The organism is Lentzea sp. NPDC092896 (assembly GCF_044754905.1).
Lineage (GTDB): Bacteria > Actinomycetota > Actinomycetes > Mycobacteriales > Pseudonocardiaceae > Lentzea.
Map to the genome: position 1 here is coordinate 507578 of NZ_JBIVPX010000005.1, position 25973 is coordinate 533550.

The 25973-nt window shown below is 69.8% G+C and carries 27 protein-coding genes and 1 pseudogene; 14 read left to right on the plus strand and 14 right to left on the minus strand.

Going from position 1 to position 25973, the window contains the following annotated elements; all coding sequences use genetic code 11:
* Nucleotides 1-18 precede the first annotated feature (18 nt).
* Nucleotides 19-414, plus strand: a complete 396-nt coding sequence (locus tag ACIQF0_RS26805; RefSeq protein WP_401033529.1) for a VOC family protein — start codon at nt 19-21, stop codon at nt 412-414.
* Complete coding sequence (locus tag ACIQF0_RS26810; RefSeq protein ID WP_401033530.1) at nt 415-1575, plus strand: MFS transporter; 1161 nt, start codon at nt 415-417, stop codon at nt 1573-1575. It begins immediately after the preceding gene.
* Between the two features lie 17 nt (nt 1576-1592).
* Here ACIQF0_RS26810 and ACIQF0_RS26815 read toward each other — a convergent pair whose 3' ends face one another.
* The gene (locus ACIQF0_RS26815) at nt 1593-2996 is read right to left on the minus strand and encodes an LVIVD repeat-containing protein (RefSeq protein WP_401033531.1); all 1404 of its coding nucleotides are present in this window, start codon (nt 2994-2996) and stop codon (nt 1593-1595) included.
* 170 nt (nt 2997-3166) lie between these two features.
* On the opposite strand from ACIQF0_RS26815, the gene ACIQF0_RS26820 reads away from it, so the two are divergent.
* A complete protein-coding gene (locus tag ACIQF0_RS26820) occupies nt 3167-3769 on the plus strand; it encodes a DUF305 domain-containing protein (protein ID WP_401033533.1) in 603 nt (200 codons plus the stop codon).
* Here ACIQF0_RS26820 and ACIQF0_RS26825 read toward each other — a convergent pair.
* Together ACIQF0_RS26825 and ACIQF0_RS26830 are read right to left on the minus strand one after the other, a co-directional pair.
* Nucleotides 3735-6149: an ATP-binding protein gene (locus ACIQF0_RS26825; RefSeq protein WP_401033535.1), complete on the minus strand. Its 2415-nt coding sequence runs from the start codon at nt 6147-6149 to the stop codon at nt 3735-3737. The two genes, ACIQF0_RS26820 and ACIQF0_RS26825, sit on opposite strands and share 35 nt — an antisense overlap.
* Nucleotides 6150-6164: 15 nt before the next feature.
* On the minus strand, nt 6165-6491 hold the full coding sequence (locus ACIQF0_RS26830) for an antibiotic biosynthesis monooxygenase (protein ID WP_360031619.1): 327 nt from the start codon (nt 6489-6491) through the stop codon (nt 6165-6167).
* A gap of 80 nt (nt 6492-6571) precedes the next feature.
* Here ACIQF0_RS26830 and ACIQF0_RS26835 point away from each other — a divergent pair, with 80 nt between their 5' ends.
* Complete coding sequence (locus tag ACIQF0_RS26835) at nt 6572-7162, plus strand: TetR/AcrR family transcriptional regulator (protein ID WP_401033536.1); 591 nt, start codon at nt 6572-6574, stop codon at nt 7160-7162.
* Here ACIQF0_RS26835 and ACIQF0_RS26840 read toward each other — a convergent pair.
* Nucleotides 7155-7979, minus strand: a complete 825-nt coding sequence (locus ACIQF0_RS26840; protein WP_401033538.1) for an SDR family NAD(P)-dependent oxidoreductase — start codon at nt 7977-7979, stop codon at nt 7155-7157. The genes ACIQF0_RS26835 and ACIQF0_RS26840 overlap by 8 nt on opposite strands.
* A 3-nt stretch (nt 7980-7982) precedes the next feature.
* Complete coding sequence (locus ACIQF0_RS26845; protein WP_401033540.1) at nt 7983-8891, minus strand: SDR family NAD(P)-dependent oxidoreductase; 909 nt, start codon at nt 8889-8891, stop codon at nt 7983-7985.
* Between the two features lie 71 nt (nt 8892-8962).
* Between ACIQF0_RS26845 and ACIQF0_RS26850 the strand changes: the two genes are divergently transcribed.
* The 5 genes from ACIQF0_RS26850 to ACIQF0_RS26870 all read left to right on the plus strand — a co-directional run bounded on the left by ACIQF0_RS26850 (nt 8963) and on the right by ACIQF0_RS26870 (nt 13339).
* Nucleotides 8963-9871, plus strand: coding sequence for a LysR family transcriptional regulator (locus ACIQF0_RS26850; protein ID WP_401033542.1), 909 nt, complete (start codon nt 8963-8965; stop codon nt 9869-9871).
* Nucleotides 9872-9949: 78 nt separating this feature from the next.
* Nucleotides 9950-10843: an ABC transporter ATP-binding protein gene (locus ACIQF0_RS26855; protein ID WP_401033544.1), complete on the plus strand. Its 894-nt coding sequence runs from the start codon at nt 9950-9952 to the stop codon at nt 10841-10843.
* Entirely contained in the window at nt 10827-11552 is a 726-nt protein-coding gene (locus ACIQF0_RS26860; RefSeq protein WP_360031608.1) for an ABC transporter permease, read from the plus strand. The genes ACIQF0_RS26855 and ACIQF0_RS26860 overlap by 17 nt, the downstream gene beginning before the upstream one ends.
* Before the next feature lie 9 nt (nt 11553-11561).
* A complete protein-coding gene (locus ACIQF0_RS26865) occupies nt 11562-12716 on the plus strand; it encodes a sensor histidine kinase (RefSeq protein ID WP_401033911.1) in 1155 nt (384 codons plus the stop codon).
* Nucleotides 12713-13339: a response regulator transcription factor gene (locus ACIQF0_RS26870; protein WP_360031607.1), complete on the plus strand. Its 627-nt coding sequence runs from the start codon at nt 12713-12715 to the stop codon at nt 13337-13339. Before ACIQF0_RS26865 ends, ACIQF0_RS26870 begins: the two co-directional genes overlap by 4 nt.
* A gap of 88 nt (nt 13340-13427) precedes the next feature.
* Here ACIQF0_RS26870 and ACIQF0_RS26875 read toward each other — a convergent pair.
* The 9 genes and pseudogenes from ACIQF0_RS26875 to uraH form a co-directional block, all read right to left on the minus strand.
* Nucleotides 13428-13745, minus strand: a pseudogene (locus tag ACIQF0_RS26875) (gamma-glutamylcyclotransferase); the annotation flags it as partial.
* Nucleotides 13642-14724, minus strand: a complete 1083-nt coding sequence (locus tag ACIQF0_RS26880; RefSeq protein WP_401033546.1) for an XdhC family protein — start codon at nt 14722-14724, stop codon at nt 13642-13644. The gene ACIQF0_RS26880 and the pseudogene ACIQF0_RS26875, both read right to left, overlap by 104 nt.
* Nucleotides 14725-14782: 58 nt before the next feature.
* Complete coding sequence (locus tag ACIQF0_RS26885; protein WP_401033548.1) at nt 14783-16189, minus strand: NCS2 family permease; 1407 nt, start codon at nt 16187-16189, stop codon at nt 14783-14785.
* Nucleotides 16190-16348: 159 nt separating this feature from the next.
* A complete protein-coding gene (locus ACIQF0_RS26890; protein WP_319979082.1) occupies nt 16349-16810 on the minus strand; it encodes a nucleoside deaminase in 462 nt (153 codons plus the stop codon).
* Nucleotides 16811-16829: 19 nt separating this feature from the next.
* Nucleotides 16830-19016, minus strand: coding sequence for a molybdopterin cofactor-binding domain-containing protein (locus tag ACIQF0_RS26895; protein WP_401033550.1), 2187 nt, complete (start codon nt 19014-19016; stop codon nt 16830-16832).
* A complete protein-coding gene (locus ACIQF0_RS26900) occupies nt 19013-20365 on the minus strand; it encodes an 8-oxoguanine deaminase (RefSeq protein WP_401033552.1) in 1353 nt (450 codons plus the stop codon). The genes ACIQF0_RS26895 and ACIQF0_RS26900 overlap by 4 nt, the downstream gene beginning before the upstream one ends.
* On the minus strand, nt 20362-20823 hold the full coding sequence (locus ACIQF0_RS26905) for a (2Fe-2S)-binding protein (RefSeq protein WP_360031595.1): 462 nt from the start codon (nt 20821-20823) through the stop codon (nt 20362-20364). The genes ACIQF0_RS26900 and ACIQF0_RS26905 overlap by 4 nt, the downstream gene beginning before the upstream one ends.
* Nucleotides 20814-21674: an FAD binding domain-containing protein gene (locus ACIQF0_RS26910; protein ID WP_401033554.1), complete on the minus strand. Its 861-nt coding sequence runs from the start codon at nt 21672-21674 to the stop codon at nt 20814-20816. The genes ACIQF0_RS26905 and ACIQF0_RS26910 overlap by 10 nt, the downstream gene beginning before the upstream one ends.
* 2 nt (nt 21675-21676) lie before the next feature.
* Complete coding sequence (gene uraH, locus ACIQF0_RS26915) at nt 21677-21991, minus strand: hydroxyisourate hydrolase (RefSeq protein WP_360031592.1); 315 nt, start codon at nt 21989-21991, stop codon at nt 21677-21679.
* A 127-nt stretch (nt 21992-22118) separates the two neighbouring features.
* Between uraH and ACIQF0_RS26920 the strand changes: the two genes are divergently transcribed.
* The 5 genes from ACIQF0_RS26920 (at nt 22119) to ACIQF0_RS26940 (ending at nt 25963) form a co-directional block, all read left to right on the plus strand.
* Nucleotides 22119-23558 carry a PucR family transcriptional regulator gene (locus ACIQF0_RS26920; RefSeq protein ID WP_401033556.1) on the plus strand — a complete coding sequence of 480 codons (1440 nt, stop codon included), beginning with the start codon at nt 22119-22121 and terminating at the stop codon, nt 23556-23558.
* Nucleotides 23559-23567: 9 nt separating this feature from the next.
* On the plus strand, nt 23568-23822 hold the full coding sequence (locus ACIQF0_RS26925) for a hypothetical protein (RefSeq protein WP_401033558.1): 255 nt from the start codon (nt 23568-23570) through the stop codon (nt 23820-23822).
* Nucleotides 23823-23888: 66 nt separating this feature from the next.
* Nucleotides 23889-24212, plus strand: coding sequence for a hypothetical protein (locus ACIQF0_RS26930; protein WP_401033560.1), 324 nt, complete (start codon nt 23889-23891; stop codon nt 24210-24212).
* Between the two features lie 51 nt (nt 24213-24263).
* Nucleotides 24264-25001, plus strand: a complete 738-nt coding sequence (locus ACIQF0_RS26935) for a hypothetical protein (RefSeq protein ID WP_401033561.1) — start codon at nt 24264-24266, stop codon at nt 24999-25001.
* A gap of 119 nt (nt 25002-25120) precedes the next feature.
* Entirely contained in the window at nt 25121-25963 is an 843-nt protein-coding gene (locus tag ACIQF0_RS26940; RefSeq protein WP_401033563.1) for a helix-turn-helix domain-containing protein, read from the plus strand.
* The last annotated feature ends 10 nt before the right edge of the window (nt 25964-25973 follow it).

The following is a 25973-nucleotide window of genomic DNA, read 5'->3' on the forward strand; positions in this document are numbered from 1 at the left end:
GGTGCGATGATCGTCGCCATGACCGGTGTCCGTGAACTCCGCCTGGTCGTCACCGCTGACGACTACGAAGAGGCCCTGCGTTTCTACCGCGACGTGCTCGGCCTCGAGCAACGGGCGGCGTTCACGTCCGACGGCGGGCGGGTCACGATCCTGGAGGCCGGCAGGGCCACGCTGGAGATCACCGATCCGCCGCACGCCGAGTACATCGACCAGGTCGAGGTCGGCAGGCGCGTCGCCGGGCACTTCCGGGTGGCCTTCGAGGTGGACGACTCCGCCGCGGCGACCCGTGCGCTGGAGGCCGCCGGTGCCGAGGTGATCGCGGAACCTACGCGCACGCCGTGGAACTCGCTCAACGCCCGGCTGGCCGCGCCCGCCGGGTTGCAGCTGACGTTGTTCCAGGAGCTGGGCGAGTAGATGACGATCTCCGCTGCCGGGTACCGCGACCTCGCGAACCGGGACGTGCTGGCGTGCGCCGTGGTGACGGTCGCCGCGAAGTTACCGATGTCCATGACGCCGCTGATGATGGTGTTCCTGACCAGGGGACTGCCCGGCGGGTACGTGCTGGCCGCGTCGCTGGTCGCCGTCTACGTGCTGGGCGAGATCCTCGGCGCCGCGCTGCTCGGGCTGTTCCTCGACCCGTCGCGGATGCGCGGGCAGCTGTCGATCGGACTGGTCGTCGGGGCGGGCGCGTTCACGACGCTGGCGTTGACGCAGAACGTGACGGTGCTGGCGATCGCGGCGTTCATCGCGGGCGCCGGGCCGTCGACGACGCCGGGCGGGCTGCGGGCGATGCTGCTCGGGCTGGTGCCGGACTCGTTGGTGCCCAAGGCGATGGGCTTCGACGCCATGATCACGCAGGTGGTGTGGGCGGTGGCGCCCGCGCTGGTCACCGTGCTGGCGCTGAGCGTCGACCACCGCGCGCCCGTCGTGGTGTCGGTGTCGCTGGTCGTCGTGGCCGCCTGGCTGGTGTTCATCCTGCCGCGCGGGCACGTGACGTCCCGTTCCGGCACGGCGAAACCTCGTGTGGTGGCGTCGGCCTGGCCGATCTACCTCGTGAGCGCGGCGGCGTTGGCACAGCTGGCGGTCGCGGAACTGGTGCTGCCCGCGTTGCTGGAGCACCGGGGGATCGGCATCGGCTGGATCGGGCCGCTGCTCATGGGTTTCGCGGCGTGCAGCGCGCTCGGCGCGGTGCTGTACGGGTTGCGGCCGTGGCCGGGAACGTTCCGCACACAGGGGCTGGTGCTGCTCGTCCTCACCGCGACGTGCGTCGGCGCGCTGGCGTTGTTCCCGAACCTGCCGGGCATCACGGGCGCGTTGCTCGCGGCCGGGTTGTTCCAGTCCGGTGTGCTGGTGACGCGCAGTCTCGCGTTGCGCGAACGGCTTCCGGTCGGCGCGCACGCGGCGGGGTTCTCGATGATGTACGCGGTGACCGGTGCGGGCTACGGGCTCACCGCCGTCGTCGCCGCGTGGGCGATGGACGCCGGTTCGCCGGTCTGGGCCGTGTTCGGTGGTGTGGCGGTGACCCTGGTCCTGACAGCAGTCAGCGCGGCTGCCGAACGCCGGCAGCCGCGCTGATCTGAGAGGGAGACTGTCTACCCGCGGTAGAAGTTCCCCTGGGTCTGCACGTTCAGCTCGTCCGTGCGGAACAGCTTCGCCACGAACGTGCGCGGGTCGCGCATGTCGATGACGTCGAAGCCGCGGCCCATCTCCGAGGAGTAGATGTAGCCGTTGTACCAGTAGGTCGACCAGGTGCCGCCGCCCGCGCCGTTCGCCATCGGGCCGCGCTCGAAGAAGCCGATCTCACGCGGCTTGCTCGAGTTGGTGAAGTCCCACACCGAGACGCCGCCCTGGTACCAGGACTGCACCATGATGTCCTTGCCGGGCACCGGGATCAGCGAACCGTTGTGCGCGACGCAGTTCTCCGTGTCGCCCTGCATGCGCGGGATCTTGTAGTAGGACTTGAAGACCAGCTTGCGGTTCTTGCCCTTGCCCACGATGTCGTAGATGCCGTTGGCGCCGCGGTTCGGGCCGATCTTCTCGTTGCACGTCGCCGCGCCGCCGCCACCGAGCTCGTCGGTGAAGACGACCTTGGTACCGCTGTTGTTGAAGGTCGCCGAGTGCCAGAACGCGAAGTGCTGGTCGTCCTGGACGCGGTTGATCTCCACCAGGCTCTCCCTGTTGGAGATGTCCCAGAGGACGCCGTCACCCATGCACGCGCCGGCCGCGAGGTCGAGCTGCGGGTAGACGGTGATGTCGTGGCAACCGGTGGTGGCCGAGGTGTAGCCGGTGTCGATGTCGCCGGGCCGGCCGGGGTTGGCGCCGTCCGGGAACAGGACCGGCGCCTTGATCAGCGAGGCCGAGGCCGGGCTCTTCACCGGGACCTTGACGATCGAGATCTTGTCGTGCGGAGGCTGGCAGTCCGGGAACGTGGCGTTGGGCGAGTAGGAAGAGACGTAGAGGTAGACGCTCTTCTTGTCCTTGGCCGGCACCATCGTGTGGGTGTGCGAACCGCAGTCGGTCTCGACGGCCGCGACGTACTTCGGGGCCTTCTTGTCGCTGATGTCGAAGACCTTGACGCCCTCCCACGACTCCTTGATCGTCGCGGGCTGGGCAACGCTGTTGCACGAGTTGTCGCTGCGCGACGAGTCGGTCGACAGGAACAGCAGGTTCCCGTACACCGAGATGTCGTTCTGCGAACCGGGGCAGAGGACCGAGCTCGTGATCTTCGGCGCCCGCGGGTTGCGGACGTCGTAGATGGTGAAGCCGTTGTAGTTGCCGACGAACGCGTAGTTGTCCTGGAACGCGATGTCGGTCTGGGTCGAGTCGAGCGGAGCCTGCTTGTCCAGGTGCGAGACCAGGACCATGTTGCGGCTGCGGCTGATCTCGTCGACGCCGGGAAGGCCGGTGGACCCGTCGGCCCGCGACTCGAGCTGGGCCTCGCTCAGCCCCTTGCCGTCGGCGGGAAGATCGGGCTCGGCGAACGCGGGCGCGGTCAACGTTGACAGCGTCAGCGTGAGAGCCCCCAGAATCGCGAAAGGCGTTCTACGCCGCCGGGCCGTTTCGCGTGAACTCACAGCTGTACCCCCTCGGTACGGGTTGGTGAGGGGGAGTATGACCCTTTCGCCTTGCTAAGGGCCAGCGTCTTTCGGAGGGTATTCTCCGATCCATGCGTTCTGGGGTTCTGGTCATCGTTGCCGCATTCGCCCTGCTGGCAGGCTGTACGTCGGAGCCGGAGGCGGCGCCGGTCATCGCACCGGACACGCCTGGCGGCTCGGCTCCGACCGTGGCGCCCTCGGACGTGAGCGGCGTGATCCAGGCACCGCCGAACGACGCTGACCGTGAGTACGTGTCGATGATGATCGCCCATCACGAGCAGGCGCTCGCCATGACCAGGTTCGCCCCCGAGCGCGCGCAGAACGAGACGGTGAAGGGCCTGGCAGACCGCATCCGGTACAGCCAGGAGCCCGAGATCGGCGCCATGAAGCAGTGGCAGCGCACGTTCAACGCCATCGGCACGCACGGTGACCACGGGCAGATGCCGGGCATGGCCACGCAGGACCAGCTGAACGCGCTGGGCGCGGCGCGCGGCAAGGACTTCGACCGGATGTTCCTGGAGCTGATGATCAAGCACCACGAGGGTGCCATCAAGATGGCGACGGACGTGCGCGGGTCCGGCGCCAACGTCCAGGTCGAGGAGATGGCGGACGACGTGGTGGCCACGCAGTCCGACGAGATCAACCGGATGAAGGCCCTGCTGCCTGCTCTGTGAGGCGCCGGCGGACCTGGTCCACCGCGCGGTCCCCGATGTGCTCGTAGATCGCCAGCGCGTGCTGCCACGTCTGCCGCGCGCGTTCGGTCTCGCCCGCCGCGTGGTGGGTGTCGCCGAGGTTGACCAGTGCCTGGGCTTCGAGGACGCGGTAGCCGGCGGCGCGGAAGATCTCCACCGCGCGTTCGGAGGTGGCGGTCGCGGCCGCCAGGTCTCCGAGGTGGCGCTGGGAGTTCGCGACGCTGTCCAGTGCCACGGCCTCGCCGACCTGGTCCGAGTCTCCCGCTGTCCGGTGGAGTGCGACCGCTCGCTCGCAGTGCTCGATCGCGGCCCGGTGGTCGCCGAGTTCTCCGTTGAACCAGCCGATCTGGTTCAACGCCGCGCCGATGCCGAGCGTGTCGCCGCTCTTCTCGGCCAGCAGCAGGGATTCGCGTGCGGCCCGCAGCGCCTCCGCCGGTCGTCCCTGTTCGCCGTGCAGGGCGGCGAGGACCTGGAAAGCGCTTCCCTCGCCGACCGGTTCGCCGAGCTCCCGGTAGTCCTCGATCGCGGCGGTCACCGCGGCGATGGCGTCGTCCAGGCGGCCTGCTCTGCGGTGGGCGCGGGCGAGGAAGTACCGCATCCGGGACCTGGCGTAGAGGTCACCGAGCCGTTCGGCAGCCGCGAGCCCGATCTCGACCGCCTCCGACCACTCGTGCCAGCGGCCTCTCCGTTCGAGGGCGGTGGTCAGGAACCACGCCAGCTGCCACGTGCGGGTGTCCAGCCCCGCCTGGGCGGAGGCGGTCGCCATGCCGGTCAGCACGTCGATCTCGGCGTCGTACCAGGCCCACCTGGTGGGTTCGTCGGGGAGCACCTCCGGCGTCACACCCGGCAGCGGGGCGGCGAGCGTCAACGGGTTGCGGGACGCCGCCAGCGCGTCGCGGCTGCGGTAGGCGGTGTGCAGGTAGTGGTCGAGCAGGCGGCGCAACGCGTCGAGATGCTCGTCCTCGGTCGTGAGGCCGCGGGCGAAGAGGCGCACGAGGTCGTGGAAGTGGTAGCGGCCGGACGTGGACCGGTTCAGCAGGTGCGCGCCGGCCAGTTCGTCGAGCGCGTCCTGGGTACCGCCGAGGCTGGTGGCCGCCGCGGCGGTGAAGTCGGGGCCGCAGTGCGCGCTGAGCAACCGGAACAGGCGGGCGGCCGGGTCGCTCAGCCGCCGGTAGGACCAGGAGAACGCGGCGCGCACGCTGGTCAGGTCGTCGCCCGTGTCGAGGAAGTCGAGCCTGTTCCGCTCGTCGGCGATCTCGTCGGCCAGTGCGGCGAGCGGGAGTTGCGCGTCGGCCGCGGCACGGGCGGCGACGATCGACAGGGCCAGTGGCAGTCCGCCGCACAGCTCGACCAGACGTGCCAGCGCTTCTGGTTCCGCCGCGGCGCGCTCGGCGCCGATGCGTGCGGTCACGAGCGCGACGGCGTCCGCGTGGCCGAGCATGCCGAGTTCCAGCGGCCGCGCTCCGGCGAGGTCGCTCATGCGGTCGCGGCTGGTGATCAGGACCTGGCACCGGTCGCCGCCGGGCAGCAGCGGCCTGACCTGGCGGGCGTCGCGGGCGTTGTCCAGCAGCAGCAACACCTTCTTGTGCGCGAGTAGCTCGCGGTAGAGGTCTGTCTGCGCGGCCTCGTCCTTCGGGACCTGACCGGGCTGCACGCCGAGCGCCGTCAGGAAACGGCGGATCACGTCGGCGGGCCTCGCGGGTTCGGCGGCGGGGTCGAAGCCGCGCAGGTTCACGTACAGCTGCCCGGCGGGGAACCGGTGTGCCGCCTGGTGTGCCCAGCGCATCGCCAGCGCGGTCTTGCCGACGCCGGCGGCGCCGCTGACGGCGGAGATCACCAGGGGACCGTCGGCGTGGTCGAGCAGGTCGAGTTCGTCGCGGCGGCCGACGAACTGCGCCGGTGGGGCGGGGATCTGCCGCGGGATCGTCAGTTTCCGTTGCACCGCACGGCGTTCCTCGACCAGCGCGGACACCTCCGCGCGCACCCACTCGGAGTCGACGTCGGCGAGGGCGGGACCGCGCCAGAGGTCCAGGGCTTCGGCGTGCCGGCCCTGCCCGGCCAGGTCGCGGAACGTCAGCAGGTCCAGGTTCTCCGGCTCGGCGACGTAGCCCATGCCCACCGTGCGCACGCGGTTCGCCTCACCGAGCGCGGACCTGAGCCTGTTCACCAGTGTGCGCAGGGAGCCGATGCTGCCGCCGTCGCGCCACACGCGTGCCATCAGTTCGTCGGCGGGCACCACTTCGTTGGGGCGCAACAACAATGCGGCCAGCAACGTTCGGCAGAGCCCGCCGGGCAGGACCACTTCTTGTCCGTCGACCTCGACCGCCAGCGGGCCGAGCACGCGGAATCGCACGTCCCCCACGCGGGGGAGTATTGCCTACTCGGTGCGCTGCCGCGGCAGAACCATGTCCTCCGCGTGCGTGAATCGCTCCGGCTCGTTGCCCGTGACCAGGCGTGCGATCGTGCGGTGGCCCTTGTGCGCCTCGCGGAACGCCTCGGAGGCGACCCACGCGCGGAAGGCGTCCTCCGACTCGAACTCGTTGACCGAGACGTACGGCTGGTCGTCCTGCGTCGGCTTGAGCAGCGTGCTGCGCAGCAGGCCGGGGACTCCGGGCAGGTGGGTGCGCATGTTGCCGCGGAAGTACCGCTCGAACTCCTCGGACATGTCCGGGTTCACGAACATCCGGTTGGTCGCGATGAACATGCTGGCCTCCCTGATCCCGACGCTCTGTCGGGAACTATTCCAACTCCCCGTCGGGAAATCAAGCGCGATACGATCCCGATGTGCCGAGGATCAGCGCAGACACCGTCGCGGAGCATCGCGCCAACCGGTTGCGCGCCCTGCTGGACGCCGGGCGCGACATCGTGGCGACCGAGGGAGCGGAGGCGCTGACGCTCGCGTCGCTCGCCAGACGCGTCGGGCTGTCGCGGCCGAGCCTCTACGAGTACTTCCGCTCGCGTGAGGAACTGGTCGCCGCGATCGTGTCGGACGCGCTGCCGGAGTGGGCGGACAAGCTGGAGGACGCGGTCAACAGCGCCTCGTCCGTGCCGGAGAAGATCGAGGCGTACCTGCGCACCGAACTCGCGATCATCACCGACGGCAGCCACGGGGCGGTGGTGGCGCTGTCCGCGCACACGTTGCCGGACTCGTCGCGCGAGCAGATCAGGGCCGAGCACGAACGGTTGCTGGCGCCGCTGGTCGGTGTCTTCCGGACGGCCGGGGTGGAGCGCGCCGCGCTGCGGGCGATGCTCGTGCACGCGATGGTCGAGGCGACGTCACGGATGATCACGCCGGGTCGCAACGAGCACAACGAGGCGGTCATCCGGACGCTGCTCGACCAGGTGGTGCACGGGCTGGACAAGCCCATCAGCTGAACGGCACGACCTCGCCGTGGCGGACCAGTTCGCCGTACTGCTCCGGCTCGAGCGGGCTGAGAGCGAGGTCCAGCAACGCCGTCGCGGCCTGGGCCGGGGTGGGCGCGGTGCTGACGTCCCACCACAGCGCGGACGTCGGCGTGTTGATCATTCCCGGGCACGCCGACGCGATCAGGACGCCTTTGGCGAGGTCGCTTTCGCGGCGTTCGCTCGCGAGGACGCGCACGGCGGCGACCTGGCCGATCTTCGACGGGATGTTCACGAACCCCGGCCAGGCGCCCGCTTTCGTGCGGCCGTCCCTCACCGCGTCGCGCCAGCGGGCGACCTGCGCGTCCAGTTCGTCCAAAGAGGACGGATTGGTGAAGTGCCCGTGCAGCACCGGTGCGAGGTGGTGGAGGGTGCCGAGCGAGCTGGCGACCACGATCAGCCTGCCGTTGTCGTTGAGCAGCGGGGCGAAGGCCTTCAGGAGCCTGGTGGTGCCGAAGTTGTTGACCTCGGTGTAGTCGTCGATGAACTCGCGCGGGTCGTCGTCGGGGCCGACGCGCATGACGGCGTTGCCGAAGACGACGTCGATTCCGCCGTGCCGGTCGTGGATCTGGGCGGCGACCTTCGCGGCCGCGCCGGGATCCGCGACGTCCAGGAGTTCGCCGCGGACCTGCGCGCCCCCGCCCGGCAGGGACTCCACCGCGGCGGTGATCTTCTCGACGTCCCGGCCGGTGAGGTAGACGGTGTCCGTGGGGTTGAGGCGGTGGGCGAGCCCTTCGACCAGTGCCAGGCCGAGGCCCTGGGTGGCGCCGGTGACCAGTGCGATCGTCATGTCTCAGGCCTTCGCGAGGAGGGTTTCGGAGTACGTCCACAGCCGGGCGGCGTTGTCCGGGTCGAGGGCGTAGCGGGCGACGCCGTGCAGCGGCGGAGCCTCGTCGCGGCGGTCGACGGCCGGGGTCTCGTTGCAGTCGTCGAAGTAGCGGCCGCCGATGCCCTCCAGCAGCGGTGAGGTGGCGAGCAGGACCGACGTCGCCGCGCCCTGTTCCGGCGTCTTGATGGTGCTGAGGTCGACGTCGCTCTCCTTGATGCCGAGGTGGGCCGACAGGTTCGTGAAGATGGCGCCGGGCATGAGGGCGTTCGCGGTGATGCCGTCCCCTGCCCAGCGCCGGGTCGCCTCGACCGCGAACAGGACGTTGGCGGTCTTGCTCTGGCCGTAGGCGGTCCACGCGTCGTAGGTGCGGAACCCGTAGTTGACGTCGTCGAAGACGACCGGCGAGAGCATGTGGCCGGTGGAGCTGACGACGACGATGCGCGCGTCGTGCGCCGCCTTGAGCGCCGGGTGCAGGCCGGTGGCCAGCGCGAAGTGGCCCAGGTGGTTGGTGGCGAACTGCCACTCCCAGCCCTGGTCGGTGTACCGCTCGGGGACGGCCATCACGCCGGCGTTGGCGATCAGGACGTGCAGCGGGCCGTCCCAGCTGTTCGTGAACGTGTCGATGGAGGCGAGGTCGGTCAGGTCCAGCTTCGCGACGCGGACGTCGCCACCGATGTCCCGCGCGGTCTTCTCGCCCGCGTCCGTGTTGCGGACGGCGAGGGTGACCTCGGCGCCTCTGCCGGCCAGCGCACGTGCGGTCTCGACGCCGATGCCGGAGGACGCCCCGGTCACGACCACGCGCTTTCCGGTCAGGTCGATCCCCTCGGCGACCTCGGCGGCGGTGCTGCTGAACCCGAACCCTGTTGTGATCACGTCTTCGACGCTAGGCTCGATCGAGCTATGCGGGTAGCGAGAATTTGTCAAGAGGGGTATGCGTAAACGTCATGGCTCTGGGTGATGCCTCACTGGTGGCGCTGCGGGTGTTCCGCGAGGTGGCCGAGCGCGGCTCGCTGACCGCGGCGGCCGCTGCCCTGGGCTACACGCAGTCCGCCGCGTCCCGGCAGATCGCCGCTCTGGAACGGTCGGCCGGTGTCCCGTTGCTGGAGCGGCGGCATGACGGCGTGCGGCTCACTGCGGCTGGACGGCTCGTGTTGCGGCGTGCGGCCGTGGTCGTCGATCAGGTCGACGCGGGTGCGCGAGAGCTCGCGGGGTTGCCTGAGGACGTGAGCACCGTGAGGCTCGGCTGGTTCGCGACGGCTGGGGCGTGGCTGCTTCCTCAGGCGCTGACGGCGTTGGCGCGCACGCATCCATCCATCACGGTGGTGACGCGTGAGGGGAGCACACCGGCGTTGGTGCGCGCGCTGCGTGCGGGCACGGTGGACATCGCCTTGATCTCGGCGGCGCCGCCGTTCCGCGCTCCGGACGACGAGATTCCCGCACTGGAGGTCGACACCCTCGTCGAACGCAGCCTGCGGGTGGCCGTTCCTTCCGCGCATCCGTTGGCGCGCAACGACTTCATCGACGTCGAAGACCTGCGAGGCCAGCGCTGGATCGCGGGGCCCGGCGATCCGTGGGTGATGGGGGTGTGGCCGGGGCTGGACGAGCGGCCCGTCGTCGCGCACACCGCGCGGGACTGGCTGGCGAAGGTGCAGCTGGTCGCGGCCGGGCTCGGCATCACGACGATTCCCACGTCGCTGAGCGAGGTCGTTCCCGCCGGGGTGAGGATCCTGCCGGTGCGGGGCGGGCCCGCCGAACAGCGCCGGGTCCTGCTCGCCCGGCTGCCCGGCCCGTTGCCGGAACCGGTGGCGCGCCTGGCCGCTGCTCTGCGCGCCGCCGTTCTCGAGACTGACTGACGGCATCAACCGATCGGTTGATCCAGGTCGCGCTCGTCGTTCGATGATCTTCGGGCGCTGGTCTTCGACGCTGGTGGCATGGCAATCATCGAAGTGAGCGACCTCGGGAAGAGGTACGGGCCCCGCGTGGCGGTGGACTCCGTGTCGTTCGAGGTGGCCGAGGGGGAGATCTTCGGCGTGCTGGGCCCGAACGGGGCGGGCAAGACGACGACGGTCGAGTGCGTGGCCGGGTTGCGGACGGCGGACCGGGGGACCGTGTCGGTGCTGGGGCGGCGCCCCGCGGACGTCCGCGCGTCGATCGGGGTGCAGCTGCAGGACTCGGAACTGCCGGAGCGGATGCGGGTCAGCGAGGCGCTGGAGCTGTTCTCGTCGTTCTACCCGGCGCCCGCCGACTGGTCCGAGCGGCTCGGGCTGACCGAGCACCTGGGGGTGGAGTTCGGGCGGCTGTCGGGCGGGCTGAAGCAACGGCTGTCGATCGCGCTGGCGTTGATCGGCTCGCCTCGGGTGGCGATCCTCGACGAGCTGACGACGGGGCTCGATCCGCAGGCGCGGCGGGACACGTGGTCGGTGATCGAGGAGGTGCGGGCGGCCGGCGTGACGATCCTGCTCGTCACGCACTTCATGGAGGAGGCGGAACGGCTCTGCGACCGGGTGGCGGTGTTCCGCGACGGGCGGATCGTCGCGCTGGACACGCCCTCCGCGCTGGTGTCGCGTGTGGACGGTGCCACGCGGGTGCGGTTCGTGCCGTCCGCCGCGCTGGACGTGTCGTTGCTGGAGGCGTTGCCGGAAGTGACCGCGGTGTCGTCGGTGGGGGAGCAACTCGTGGTGAGCGGGTCCGAGGACCTGCTGCACGCGGTGACGTCCCTGCTGGCGCGGCGGCAGATCGTGGCGCGCCAGCTCCGCGTCGACCAGGTCTCGCTGGACGACGCCTACGTCGAACTCACCGGGGGTCGTGATGTTGAAGATCATTGAGATCGAGGCGCGGTTGTTCCTGCGCGACCGGCTGAACTCGTTGTTCGCGATCCTGTTCCCCAGCCTGCTGTTGCTGGTGCTGGGCGCGATTCCGGCGTTGCGCACACCTGACGCGAACTTCGGCGGTCAGCGGTTCATCGACAGCTACGTGTCGGCGCTCGTCGTGTTCACGTTGGTGTTCATCGGCTTGCAACGGTTGCCCGCGGTCGTGGCGACGTATCGCGAGAAGGGCGTGCTGCGCCGGCTGTCCACCACGCCGATGCACCCGGCGCGGCTGCTGGCCGGTCAGATGGTGGTCAACTTCGTCGCGGTGATCTTGTCGGTGCTGCTCCTCATACTGGTGGGGTACGTCGTTTTCGGCGTCGACCTGCCTCACCACCCACTCGGCCTGGCGTGTGCCGTGGTGCTGGGAGGCGCGGGCACGTTCGCGCTGGGCCTGGTGATCGCCGCCTTGGCCCCGAACGCGCGATCGGCCGGTGGCTGGGCGACGGTGGTGTTCATGCTGCTGATGTTCTTCGGCGGCGTGTACCTGCCGCGGTTCATGCTGCCCTCGGTGATTCAGGCGATCGGGTCGTACACGCCTCCCGGTGTGGAGGCGTTGCAGCAGGCGTGGCTGGGTACCGCGCCGGACTGGAGGCATCTCGCGATCATGGGGCTGGTGAGCCTCGTGGCGGGTACGGTCGCGGCCAGAACTTTCCGCTGGGAGTAGCTCGTGGACATGGCCGCGTTGGACCGGTGGGAGCGCAGGCTCCTCGGGATCGCTCACGTGATTCCGTACTTCGTGCTGACCGTGACGACGGTGCTGTACTCGATCTTCACCACGCAGTCGGTTTCCGAGCGGTGGTTCACCTACGGCGTGGTGGCGTTCGGGTTCGTGTGGATGGCGTGGTGGTTCACGTTGCATCCCGCGTGGCGCAGCCGTCCGGAGCTCATGGCCGTGTTCATCGGCGGCATGGTCCTGTTCTACGGCGTGCTGGGCATGCGCGAGCACTGGTTCGGTGCGGTGTCGTACGCGGTGTACGTCTACGCGAGCGAGATTCTGCGCGGTCGTTGGATGTTCGTCGTGGTGGCGCTGACAGCCGGTCTGGCGACACTGTCGTTGTTCGGCGGCTACCCGCCGGCGGGCGAGGAGGCGGCCTTCTGGTTGCTGCTGCTCGTCTTCGTGGTGCTGGCGTGCACCTTCACGTACATCGGCCACGTCACGACCGAGCAGTCCCGGCTGCGCAAGGAACTGATCGAGGAGAACGAGGGCCTGCACGCCCAGTTGCTGGTGCAGGCGCACGAGGCGGGCGTGCAGGACGAACGCCATCGCATGGCGGGCGAGATCCACGACACCCTCGCGCAGGGCCTGGCGGGCATCATCACGCAACTGTCCGCGGCGTCCGGTGAGGACTGGGAACGCCGCGTGGCGGTGGCGGCCGAACTCGCGCGCTCGAACCTGGCCGAGGCCCGCCGTTCGGTGCACGCCCTGCAACCACCCGCCCTGGACTCGGCGGCCCTGCACGAGGCGCTGGACGACGTGGCGTCGGGCTGGTCGAAGCACAACGGCGTTCCGGTCTCGGTGACGCTGACCGGAGCCGTGCGCGAAATGCACCCGGAGGTGGAGGTCGCCTTGCTGCGCACCGCCCAGGAGGCCCTGGCGAACGTGGCGAAGCACGCCTCGGCGTCCCGCGTGGGCCTGACCCTGTCGTACATGGAGGACGTGGTGACGTTGGACGTGCGCGACGACGGCGTGGGCTTCGACCTCGCGCGCCCCTCGGACGGCTTCGGCCTGCCCGCGATGCGCCACCGCGTGCACCGCCTGTCCGGTGCGCTGTTCGTGGAGTCCGAACCGGGCGCGGGAACGGCGATCTCGGCACGGGTACCGGCGTGATCCGCCTGGTCATCGTGGACGACCACCCGGTCGTGCGCGACGGGCTGCGCGGCATGCTGTCCGCCGCACCGGACTTCGAGGTGGTCGGCGAGGCCGCCTCGGGCGACGAGGCGGTGGCCGTGGTCACGGCCATGTCGCCGGACGTCGTGCTGATGGACCTGCGCATGCCGGGCTCGGACGGCCTGTCCGCGATCGAACGCCTCCGCACCCACCCGTGCCGAGTCCTGGTGCTCACCACCTATGACACGGACCGCGACGTCCTGCCGGCCATCAAGGCGGGTGCCACCGGCTACCTGCTGAAGGACACCCCGCGCGACGAACTGCAACGCGCGATCCGTGCCGCGCACGCGGGCGAGGCCGTCCTGTCACCCGCTGTGGCGACGAGGCTGCTCGGGCAGGTGCGGGAGCCCGCGCTGGAGCCGCTGTCCACCCGAGAGGTCGACGTGCTGGCGTTGGTGGCCAAGGGATCCACGAACCGTGCGGTGGCGGCGGCGCTGTTCATCAGCGAGGCGACGGTGAAGACCCACCTGCTGCACGTCTACGCCAAGCTCGGCGTTTCGGACCGGGCGGCGGCCGTGGCGGTGGCGTACGAACGCGGGTTGCTGAAGGGGAGTGGGCGCTGAGGAGAAGGTCCCGCGGCGGGACCACTTCGGTTGGTCCCGCCGCGTGCGGCAACTCCCCCTTGCCAGTGGCACCCCCCGTGCCACTCCCTCACCCCTCGCTGTGCAAGAACTCCCGCCAGTCGCCGAGATACGAGATGTCTTGGATGTCACCCGATTGGATCAACGGATCGACCATCGCGTCGCGCAGCACGGTCGCCAGGGCCGCGCTGCCGTCCTCCAGTTCGATGACACCGATCTCCAGTTCGGCCGGCTCGGCAGGGACGAGGTGGTCGCGCAGGATCTTCAGCGGCAGGTCGTAGAGCTCACCGACGACCGAGGCCGAGCCCGACTCGTGCATCGCGGGGAACTTCCCCCGCACCGAGAAGTAGCGGTACTTGGCCGCACTGCGCGCCTGGCACACCATCGGCGTGCCCTGGAGTTGCGAGTGCAGTGGACCGCCCCGCATGCCGCCGCCGTTGAGGAAGATCAGTGCCATGACTCTCCAGGGTTCGGTGGATGGGGGTGGACAGCGCCGACAACGGAAGGCCGGTGCCGCCGTGGCGCACGGCCACGAGTTCGGCCGCGATCGACACCGCCGTCTCGGACGGGCTGCGGCCGCCGAGGTCGAGGCCGATGGGGGAACGGAGCCGCGCCAGCGACGCCTCGCCGACGCCCGCTTCGCGCAGTCGTTCGAGGCGCTCCGCGTGCGTGCGGCGGGAGCCCAGCGCGCCGACGAACGCCAGCGGCCTGGACAGCGCCTCCACGAGCACCGGGATGTCGAACTTCGGGTCGTGGGTCAGCACCACGACGGCGGTGGAGTCGTCGGTGTGGGTGGACGCGAGATAGCGGTGCGGCCAGTCGACGACGACTGAGTGCGCAGCGGGGAAACGTGCGGGAGTGGCGAACACGGGTCGTGCGTCGCACACGGTCACGTGATAGCCGAGGAAACGCCCGATTTCGGCCACGGCGGCGGCGTGGTCGATGGCGCCGAACACCAGCAGGCGCGGTGGTGGCGTCCACGACTCAGTGAACGTCCGCCCCTCCGCCTCGAACCGGACCGACACGGGGTGTCCGTCGACCGAAGCCTGAAGTGCCGCGCGCAACGACGGGCTGTCGCGCTGCACCAGCACGTCCAGCGAGCCGCCGCAGGTGAGGCCGACCGCGAACGCCGTGTCGTCGGAGTAGCCGAACGTGGCGAAAGCCGGCTCGGAGGTCTCCAGCACCTGGCACGCCAGGTCGTAGACCTCGGCCTCCACGCAGCCGCCGGACACGCTGCCGATCACCTCGCCGGAGGGGCCGACGGCCATCGCGGCGCCGACCGGGCGGGGCGCGCTGCCGCGCACGGCCACCACCGAGGCGACCGCGAACCGGTCCCACGACAGCAAAGTCGGTGCCAGATCACGCATCGAGCCTCCAAATCGGGAGAAGGGCTCGGCCGGGTGGCCGCCCGGCCGAGCCCTCAGGTCACTTGCCGGTGATCAGATCCACGCCGAAGTACACGGCGAACATCAGCGCCAGGCCGGTCATCAGCCAGCCGGGCCAGCGGCCCTTGCAGATGCGCAGCACGACGTAGGACACGAGGCCCGCGCCGATGCCGTTGGTGATGGAGTAGGTGAACGGGATGATGGCGATGGTCAGGAAGACCGGGATCGTGAAGTCCGTTTCCTGCCAGGGGATTCGGCGGATCTGGGTCATCATCAGGCCGCCGATCACCACCAGCGCGGGAGCCGCCGCTTGCGCGGGCACGACCGTCGCGAGCGGCGTGAAGAGCAGTGCCACCAGGAACAGTCCGCCGGTCACCACCGAGGCCAGGCCGGTTCGGGCGCCTTCGCCAACGCCCGCGGCCGACTCCAGGAACACGGTGTTCGGGGCGGACCCCGTGACGCCACCGGCGATCGCGCCGGCGCCGTCGACCATCAGGATCTTGCCCATGCCCTCGACGCGACCGTCCTTGGTGAGACCCGCCTCGTCGGAGACCGAGGTGATCGTGCCCATGGCGTCGAAGAAGCCGGACAGCACCAGCGTGAACAGGAAGATCGTCGCCGCGATCACACCCGCGGACACGAAGCCGCCGAACAGGTCCACCCGCCCGAACAACCCGAAGTCCGGCGAGCTGACCACCGAGTCCGGCAGCGTGGGCGACACGAGTCCCCAGCCCTGCACGTCGAATGCGGCGTTCACACCGATCGCGACGACCGTGGCCACCACGATGCTGATCAGCACGGCACCGGGCACACCGCGCGCCATCAGCACGATCATCAGCAGCAGACCCAGGCAGAAGATCGCGATCGGCCAGCCGCTCAGGTGGCCGTCGACGCCCATCCGCACCGGCACCGTCGAGTGCGCGGCGTCCGGCGTGCGGGTCACGAAACCGGCGGAGACCAGTCCCACCAAAGCGATGTAGAGCCCGATGCCCACGGTGATCGCGATCTTCAACGGCTCCGGGATCGCGTTGATGATCCGCTCGCGGACTCCGGAGGCGGCCATGATCACGATGCAGACGCCTTCCAGCACCACGAGACCGAAGGCCTGCGCCCAGGTCATCGTCGGCGCCATCTGGAAGGCGACCACGCCGTTCACGCCGAGACCGGCGGCTATCGCCAGCGGCGCGTTGCCGACGAGTCCCATGAGGACGGTCATCACGCCGGCCGCCAGCGCGGTCGCGGTGGTGATCTCGGCGATGGTGAGCTTGGCGCCGGTGATGTCCGCGGACGCGCCGAGGATCAACGGGTTCAGCAGCACGATGTACGACATCGCGACGAACGTCGTGATACCGCCGCGCACTTCACGTCCGAACGTGCTGCCGCGTTCGGTGATGCGGAAGAACTGGTCGAGCGACGAAGTCGTCGGTCGGCTCCGTAACTGGGTCATGGATGGACGGCCTTTCCCATGCCGGTGGGCGCGTTCCAACGCCGGAACGCGATTGAGACAGCTCCGGTCAGCGATCAGGCTTGTGGCCCTCTATTGCGCGGCCAGCGCTCCTCCGGGGGCACGCCGCTCTGGACTGGTTACTCGTGAATGAACACAGTCCTAGTAATCGATACGGGTTGCGAGCGACGTCCACGCGGTAAACGGGGCGTTGTCCTCGCCTGTGGAGATCTGGTGCACGGGCAGGTCCCATTCAGAGCGGGACTTGCTGAAGAGTTCGTAGAACTCCCGGTCGTCGAAGCCGGCCGCCGCCGCGTCATCGCGGTCGGCGGCGTAGACGACCTTGTCCACGCGCGCCCAGAGCGCGGCGGACAAGCAAAGGGGGCACGGCTCGCACGAGGAGATCAACGTGCAGCCGGTCAAGCGGAAGTCGCCGAGCACCTGGCAGGCCGCGCGGATCGCGACGACCTCGGCGTGGGCGGTCGGGTCGAGGTTCGGCGTCACCTGGTTCACGCCGGTGGCGATCACCTCGCCGTCACGGACGATCATCGCGCCGAACGGGCCCCCACCGGAGGCCACGTTGCGGGTGGCCAGGTCGATGGTGGCGAGCAGATGTGCGTTCACAGCAACAAACTCCAGAAGCTCAGGTACCGGTGAGGTGTTCCGGGCGGACCGGGACGCGGGTGAGCGCCAGGCCGGTCGCCGCGCGGATCGCCGCCACGATCGCCGGGGTCGACGAGATGGTGGGCGGTTCGCCGACGCCACGGATCCCGTACGGGGCGTGGGGGTCGGCGAGCTCGAGCACGTCGATGCTCATCGGCGGCATGTCGAGCACGGTGGGGATGAGGTAGTCGGTGAAGGACGGGTTGCGCACCTTGCCGCCGGAGGTCTGGATCTCCTCCATCACCGCGAGGCCGAGGCCCTGGGCGGAGCCGCCCTGGATCTGGCCGACCACGGCCTGCGGGTTCAGCGCCTTGCCGACGTCCTGCGCGCAGTCCAGCGACACGACGCGCACCAGGCCGAGATCGACGTCCACGTCGACCACGGCACGGTGAGCCGCGAAGCCGTACTGGACGTGCGCATTGCCTTGTCCGGTCTCAGGATCGAGGGCCTCGGTCGCGCGGTGACGCCACTCGGTGGTCTCGTCGATCACCTCGTCGCCGATGTCCGTGCGACCGTCCAAACGCGACAGCACGAGCGCGCAGGCGGCCTTCACGGCGCCGCCGGTGACGTACGTCTGGCGCGAGGCCGAGGTCGAGCCGCCGTTGCCGATCGTGGTGTCCATCGGCAGCACGGTGACGCGCTCGATGCCGAGTTCGGTCCGCACGATCTGCTGCATGATCGTCACCAGGCCCTGGCCGACCTCGCAGGCGGCGGTGTGCACGGCGGCGGCCAGTTCCCCGTTGACCATCGACACCCGGACGCGCGCGGTCGAGTAGTCGTCGTAGCCCTCGGAGAAGCAGATGTTCTTGATGCCGACCGCGTAGCCGACGCCGCGGATGACGCCCTCGCCGTGCGTGGTGTTCGAGACTCCACCGGGCAGTTCGCGGATGTCGGAGGACGTCCCCGCGGGCAACGGCCTGTCCTGCACCAGCTTCAGCAGCTGGGCGACGGGTGCGGCCGAGTCGACGACCTGACCGGTCGGCATCACGGAACCCTCGGTCATCGCGTTGCGGATCCGGACGTCGACCGGGGACATGCCCAGTGCCTCGGCCAGCTTGTCCATCTGGGACTCGTAGGCGAAACCTGCCTGCACAGCACCGAATCCGCGCATCGCACCGCAAGGCGGGTTGTTCGTGTAGAGGCCGTAGGCGTCGATCGTGACGTTGTCGACCTCGTACGGACCGACGCCCAGCGTCGCCGCGTTGGCCACGACAGCGGGGGTGGAGGAGGCATAGGCGCCACCATCCAGGTACATCTTCGTGCGGACATAGACGAGCTTGCCGGTGTGGTCGGCGCCGTGCTCGTAGTACAGCACGGCCGGGTGCCGGTGCACGTGACCGTAGAACGACTCTTCGCGGTTGTAGACCATCTTCACCGGCTTGCCGGTGTACAGGGCCAGCAGACACGCGTGCACCTGCATCGACAGGTCCTCACGGCCACCGAACGCACCGCCGACGCCGGACAGCGTCAGCCGCACCTGCTCCTGCGGCAGGCCCAGCGCGGCCGCGATCTGGTCGCGGTCGACGTGCAGCCACTGCGTCGCGATGTAGAGATCCACCGAACCGTCCGTGGCCGGCACCGCGAGCCCGGACTCCGGCCCGAGGAACGCCTGGTCCTGCATCCCGACCTCGTACCGGCCGCTCACCACGACCTCGGCCTCGACGTCCTGCGAGCCGCGCCGGATCGGCACGTGCCGCACCAGGTTCCCGCCGGGGTGCAACGGGGTGTCCTCGGCCGCGGTCTCCATGTCCACCACGGGTTCCAGCACGTCGTAGGTCACGACGATCTTCTTCATCGCCCGCAGCGCGGTCTCCGGGTGGTCGGCGCCGACCAGTGCGATCGGCTCGCCCTGGTAGCGCACGACGTCGACGGCCAGCACCGGCTGGTCCTTGTGCTCCAGCCCGTACAGGTTGCGGCCGGGCACGTCCGAGTGCGTCAGCACCGCGTACACGCCCGGCACCTTCAACGCTTCAGTGATGTCCACCGACGTGATGCGGGCATACGGGTGCGGCGAACGCAGCGTCGCGCCCCAGATCATGTCCTCGTGCCACAGGTCGGACGCGTAGGCGAACTCGCCGCGCACCTTCAGGTTGCCGTCCGGGCGCTGCGGCGACGTCCCGATGCCACCCGAGACCGCGGAGGTGAGTTCGGCCGGAGTGAGGGTCATCGCGCTGCCTCCTGGAGCTTGGCGCTGGCCGCGGAGAGGTCACGCGCCAGTTCGTCGGTCGACGCCGTGAGCAGGACACCGTCCCGCACCACGACCTCACCGCCGACGATCAACAGTTTCAACGGCGGGGGAGTGCCGAGCACCAGTGCCGCCACCGGGTCCGCGATCCCCGCGTAGTCCATTCCGGACAGGTCCCACACGGCGAGGTCCGCGACCTTGCCCGGCTCGATCGAGCCCAGCGCGTCCGCGCGGCCCAGCACCTGGGCGCCGCCCATCGTGCCCATCCACAACGCCTTCCGGGCGTCCATCGCTCCCGGACCGCCCCTCTGACGTGCCTGGTAGAGCGCCGAACGCAGTTCGACGACCAGTCCACCGTCCTCATTGGACGCGGCGCCGTCGACGCCGAGGCCCACCGGCGCGCCGGCGTCCAGCAGGTCGCGGACCGGCGCGATCCCGGTGCCCAGCCGCCCGTTGGACGTCGGGCAGTGCGCGGAACCGGTCCTGGTCGCCCCCAGTCGCTTCACCGCGTCGCCGTTGAGGTGCACGGTGTGCGCGAGCCACACGTCCGGACCCAGCCAGCCGAGCTGCTCGGCGTACTCGGTCGGCGTGCAGCCGTTCTCCGCCAGGCACTGCTCTTCCTCGTCCAGGGTCTCGGCGAGGTGCGTGTGCAGCCGGACGTCGTGGCGGCGAGCCAGAGCCGCGGCCCCGGTCATGAGTTCGCGCGACACCGAGAACGGCGAGCATGGCCCGACAGCCACGCGCACGAGAGCGTCGTCGGCGGTGGAGTGGTAGTCGCCGATCGCCTGCTCGGTCGCGATCAGCGCGGCCTCGGTCTCCTCGACCAGGTTGTCCGGCGGCAACCCGCCGTGCGACTGGCCCCGGTCCATCGAGCCCCGGATCGCCTCCAGGCGGATCCCGATCCGCCGCCCCGCCGACACCAGCGCGTCGAAGACGTCGCCGCCACCGGACGGGAAGACGTAGTGGTGGTCGGCGGCGAGCGTGCAGCCCGTCAACGCCAGTCGCGCCAGCCCCGCCGACGCCGCCGCGTGCGTCACGGTGTCGTCGAGCCCGCGCCACACCGGATACAGCGTGGTCAGCCACTCGAACAGCGTGGCGTCGGTCGCGAGCCCGCGCGTCGCCCACTGGTAGAGGTGGTGGTGCGTGTTGATCAGCCCCGGCGTCACCAGGCACGACGACGCGTCGACGTAAGTGTGCGACTCGTAGGGCCGAGGCGCCGGACCCGAACCGACGGACTGGATCCGCCCGCCGTCGATGACGACGTGCCCGGACGGGTGCTCGGTCCCGGCCTCGTCCACAGTGGACACCGCGCAGCGGTCGAGGACGATCATCGGCGCGCCGCCGCCAGTCGCACGGCGTCCAGGATCTTCTCGTACCCCGTGCAGCGGCACAGGTTTCCGGCCAGCGCCTCGCGGATCTCCGGATCCGACGGGTTCGGCACGCGGTCGAGCAGGTCGTGCGCCTGCACCACGAGACCCGGCGTGCAGAAGCCGCACTGCACCGCGCCCGCCTCGACGAACGCCTCCTGCACGGGGTCCAGCACGTCCCCGTCCGCGAGTCCCTCGACCGTCGTCACCTCGCGGTCCTGCGCCTGCCCGGCCGCGACCAGGCACGCGCACACCGGCACCTTGTCCAGGTACACCGTGCACGAACCGCACTCGCCCTGCTCGCAGGCGTTCTTCGAGCCGGGCAGTCCGAGCCGCTCGCGCAGCATGAACAGCAGCGACTCGCCTTCCCACACGTCGTCGGCCTGGCGCTGCTCGCCGTTGACCGTCACGTTCACGCGCATGCTCGCTCCCCATCAAGAAGTTCCTGCCAGGCCCAGCCGAGCGTCCTGCGGGCCATCACTGCCAAGGCGTGCTTGCGATAGGCCGCCGAGCCGCGCACGTCGTCGATCGGCGACGCCGCCTGCGAGACCAGCTCCCCGAACTCCCGCTTCACCGAGTCCAGCAACGGCTTGGGGTTCTGGAAGTCCAGCGCCGAGGCGAGGAACTGTTCGGCGTCGTGCGCGTGCCGTGGTGTCGGGGCGGCGGAACCGACCGCCGCGCCCACCCGGTTCTCCTCGGGGAACAACGAGATCCCGAACGAGCACACCGCGATCACCATGGCGTTGCGCGTGCCGACCTTCGAGAACTGCTGTGGCCCCTTGGCAGGCTGGAGATGAACCGCGACGATCAGTTCGTCCTGCTCCAGCGCGTTCCGCTTGACCCCCAGGTAGAACTCGGCGGCCGGGATCATCCGAGTGCCGCGCACGGAGGCCACCTCGATGACCGCGTCGGACGCCAGCAGCACCGGGTGCGTGTCCCCGGCGGGGGAGGCCGCGCCGAGGTTGCCGCCGACCGTGCCGCGGTTGCGGATCTGCGGCGACCCGACCGTTCGCGCGGCCATGGCCAGACCCGGCAGTGGCGCGCCCAGTTCGTCGATGATCCGCACGTACGGCACTCCGGCGCCGACGCGCAGCCCGTCGGACCACTGCTGGAGTTCGGGAATCCGGGTCAGGTCCAGGAGGGCGGAGGGCCTGCGGTGGTCGTAGTTCAGCTCCACCATGACGTCCGTGCCACCGGCGATCGGCACGGCGTCAGGGCGTTCCGCCTTGAGCTCCAACGCCTCCGCAAGCGTTTCCGGTCGAAGGAAGTCCATCGTCAGCTACCTCGGTAGGTGGAGTAGGCGAACGGCGACAGCAGCAACGGCACGTGGTAGTGCTGCGCCGGATCGGAGTAGTCGAAGGTGAGCACGACCTCGGGGAAGAACGGCGCCGCCTCCGAGGTGTCGAACACCAGCCGGTAGACCCCGGCCTCCAGACCTTCACCCCATCCGGTGATCCGGCCATCGGTGTTCGTCTCGGCGTGCGCCACCTCGGTCCCGTCGCGGCGTTGCAGCGACACGGTGATGCCCGCGAACGGCCTGCCGCGTGCCGCGTCCAGCACGTGCGTGGAGATCGTCACTCGCCCTCCCATCTGGTTGTGAGCCAGTACACAGACCTAGAGGTACACACCTCTACGGCGGGACACATGAATCAGGAGGCTCCTACAGGTAACGAATTTGTGCTTTCCTACAAACACGAACGGACGAAAGTGACCTCTCATGTTGTTGCTGCGGACGTTGCTGCAGATGCCGGAACTGCGCCTGAGCCTGCACACCGGTGAGGACCAGCTCGACCGCACCGTCACCCGCGTGTACGGAACGGAGCTGCCCGACCCCAGCCGGTACCTGTCCGGCGGGGAGCTCGTGCTGTCCGGCCTGCTCTGGCACCACGGCCCGCAGGACTCCGAGACGTTCGTCCGCTCCCTCGCCTCGGCCCGCGTCGCCGGCCTGGCCGCGTCCGACACCGGTCATCACGATCTGCCGGAGGACCTCGTCGACGCCTGCCTGCGCCACCACGTGCCGCTGCTGGAGGTGCCGGTCGACCTCTCGTTCGCGACCATCACCGAACGCGTCTCGATGGAACTCGTCGGCCTCTCCCGCCACCGCCGCCTGCTCAACGTCGTCGCGGAGGGCTCCGGCCTGCCCGCGCTGCTCCTGGCGGGCAGCCACGAACTCGGCGCCTCCTGCTGGGTGCTGTCCACCACCGGCCGCGTCGTCGCGGGCGGCGAACTGCGCGAGCGGGTCGCGCTGGTGAAGGAGTTCCTGCAGGCCGACCGCCTCCCGAAGACGGTCAGGGGCATGACCCTGGTCCCCGTCTCCGAACGCGGCGGCAACCGCCTGACCAGCTGGATCCTCGTCGTCGGCGGCTCGGTGCAACCGGAGGCAGCCGCCGAACTCGCGTCGCTGGTGGGGCTGGAACGACTGCGCGAGGCCCAGGGCCGCCAGATCGAGAACCGCACCGCCGCACCACTCGTGTCCGCCGTGCTGAGCGGATCGGCCGACCTGGAGTCCAGGCTGGCGGCCGCCGGACTGGAGAGCGCCCAGCTGCGGGTGATCAGCGCGGTCACCTCCGACCAGCGGACGGAACTCGCGGCGGCGGTGCTGGAGGAAGCACTGCCCCAGGCCCTCGTGACCCCGGTCGGCGACACCGTCTACGCGGTGGCGAAGGCCGGCGACTCGGTGCCCGACGACGTCCGCGAGGCGATGCGCGTGATGGAACCGGGCCTCGGCTCGTCCCGCGTGCTCGTCGGCATCAGCTCACCGGTCACGTCCCGGGGACTGCGCGGCGCCGCAGAGGAAGCCACGCACGCGCGCCGGCTGGGAGAGCGCCGTGGCGGTCGCACGTGTGTGGTGGCGGGCGAGGAGATCGCTCTGCACCAACTGCTGCTCGCGGGCGTGCCGGAGGAGCTGCGCGCGTCGTTGCGGCGAAGGCTCCTCGGGCCGGTGCTGGACTACGACGCCGAGCACGGGTCGGATCTCGTGGGCACGTTGAAGGTGTTCCTCGACTGTTCTGGTTCGTGGACCGCGGCGGCGGGCAAGTTGCACGTCCACGTGAACACGTTGCGGTATCGGGTGGGGCGCGTGGAGGACCTGCTCGGCGCCGACCTGGCGGAGTTCGAGGCACGCGTGGACCTCTTCCTGGCGTTGCAGTCGGGGTAGCTTGGACCGGTGCCCGAACATCGGCCGATAGAACGAATCGCGGCCGACCTTCGTCGTGTGCGCCGGGTGCGGGCCTCCTTCGAGCCCGGGGCGTCCGCGATCAAGAAGATCGGCGCTCGTCAGGCCTATGACGCGCTGCTCGTCCAGGCCTGCACCGCGTTGGGCGTCGAGCACCGGTTGCATTTGTTGCCAGAGGGAATGGACCGCGAGATCGAGCGGTTGCGGGTCGAGGAATGCCTCAGACACCACGGGTTGTCACTCTGATGGCTGATACTTCTTGAGCCTTCAGGCTGATGCCGGAGCACCTCCCCGCTTCCTACCGTTCGGGACATGAAGACCGCTGCCTTACTCGTGGGCCTGCTGCTGGCCGGAAGCGCCGGCTGTGCGGCAGCGCCCAACATCCGCGTGGTGGTCGAGGGAACGGGCACGACCGACCGGCTCACCTACACGTTTCCCGGTGAGGAGGAACGGACGCTGCGCAACCCCGACCTGCCGTTCGAGCGCATGGGCAAGCGCAAGGGGAGGGTCGTCATCCGGCTGGAGGGCGTGCACGGCGAGCTCACCTGCAAGATCATCGTCAACGGGCGGCAGGTTCGTTCGTCGACGTCGAGGACGGGGGCCGCGCTCACGTGCGATCACTCGATGGCCGTCTGATGTAAGACGAGGAAAGCCCGTAGCTTCAACGTGTCGGGGAGGTACGGGTTGATGAGTGACGTACTGGCTGTCAGAGCCACAGGGGTCATCAGGGGCAGGAACGACGTACCGCCGCGGTTCCGGCCGCCCGCGCCGCCGCGGCACTTCGTGGGGCGGGACGCGGAGCTGGCGGGCATCAGGGCCGGGGTGACGGTGCTGCACGGCGCGAGCGGGGTGGGGAAGACCGCGCTCGCGCTGAAGTGGTTGCGGGAGCGGGGATCCGGCGACCAGCTCTACCTCGATCTCGCCGCGCACGACCTGAGTCAGGTGTTGCGGGCGTTCGGGTTGGACGTCGAGACCGGTGACGAGCCGGCGGTCTTCCGGAGTCTGGTCACGTTGCGGCAGTTCACCCTGTTGCTGGACAACGCGGACTCCGCCGAGCAGGTGACGCCGCTGCTGCCCGCCTCGGGCACGGTGCTCGTCACGAGCCGTTCGAAGCTGGGTCTCCCGCAGGCGCAGGAGATCGGCGTCGAGCCGCTCGCCGACGACGGGCGGCTCGGGCCGTTGCTCGATCGGTCCTATGTGGAGCTTCCGGAACGGCAGGCTCGGCTCTACCGGCTGTGCGCGTGGGAGCCGGACGCGTTCGGGGTGCCGGTGGCGGCGGCGATCGCGGGCGAGGCCGACTGCGACGTCGAGGACGCGCTGGACGACCTGGTGGAGAAGTCGTTGCTGACCGAGGTCGGGGACTACGCGTTCCGCTTCCATGACCTCGTGCGTGCTCATGCGCGCGCAAAGCGCTATCAATCGTAAAAAGGGTGCACGGCTGTTTAACGCAAAGCATTCCGTCTAACGAAGATCGTTGGCAGTAAAGGGTTGTCCACAGCGACCCGTCCCTTTCGGGAATCCGAATTGGTCATATCCTTTGCGTCATGCCGAAGGATTTCCGGGCCACGACGCTCGAACGCGCCATCGGGCGGCAGCTGGCCGGGTGGCGCGACGAGCGCGAGCTGAGCCTCACCGAGGCCGGTCAGCGCGTGGGTTTCAGCAGTGCCAAGCTGTCCATGATGGAGAACGCGGTGCAGCCGTCGGCGCCCGTGGACGTCATGGCGCTCGGTTACGTCTACAAAGTGCCGACTCCGGAATGGCAGGCCGTGGTGTTGCGCGCGCAGTACGCGGAACGGGTCCGGGCGCGTTCCAGCGGCGACGGCCTGAACTTCGATCCGGCGGCGGACTTCGCGAATCTGGTGTTCGAGGCGACGTTGTTGCGCGCGTTCACGACGGATCTCGTTCCGTCGGTGTTCCAGCTTCCGGGATACACGAACGCGGTTCTGCAGGACGACGATCCGGTGCGGACGGCGCGGCTCGCGATGGTGCGGGAGGCGTGGGCGACGCGGCTGACCGACAGGGATCCGCTGGCGGTGCAGGTGGTGTTCCCGGAGGCGGTGCTGCGGCAGGTGGTCGGCGGGCCGCGGGTGATGAAGGCGCAGCTGCTGCACCTGATGGAGGTCAGCGAGCACGAGACGGTGACCCTGCGGGTGGTGCCGCGGGGCGCGGGGGCGTATCCGGCGATGGGGTCGCCGTTCACGTTGCTCGGGTTCCCGCACCGGCAGCACAACGACGTGGCGTACCTGGAGACGTTCATCAAGGGGGAGTACGTCGAGGAGCCGGGGCTGACCGAGCAGTGCGCGTCGCGGTTCGAGAGCCTGCGGGAGAGGGCGCTCGGCACCGGTGAGTCGCTGGAACTCATCGCCGAGGCCGCCGCTGACCTGTAGAGATGTCGGA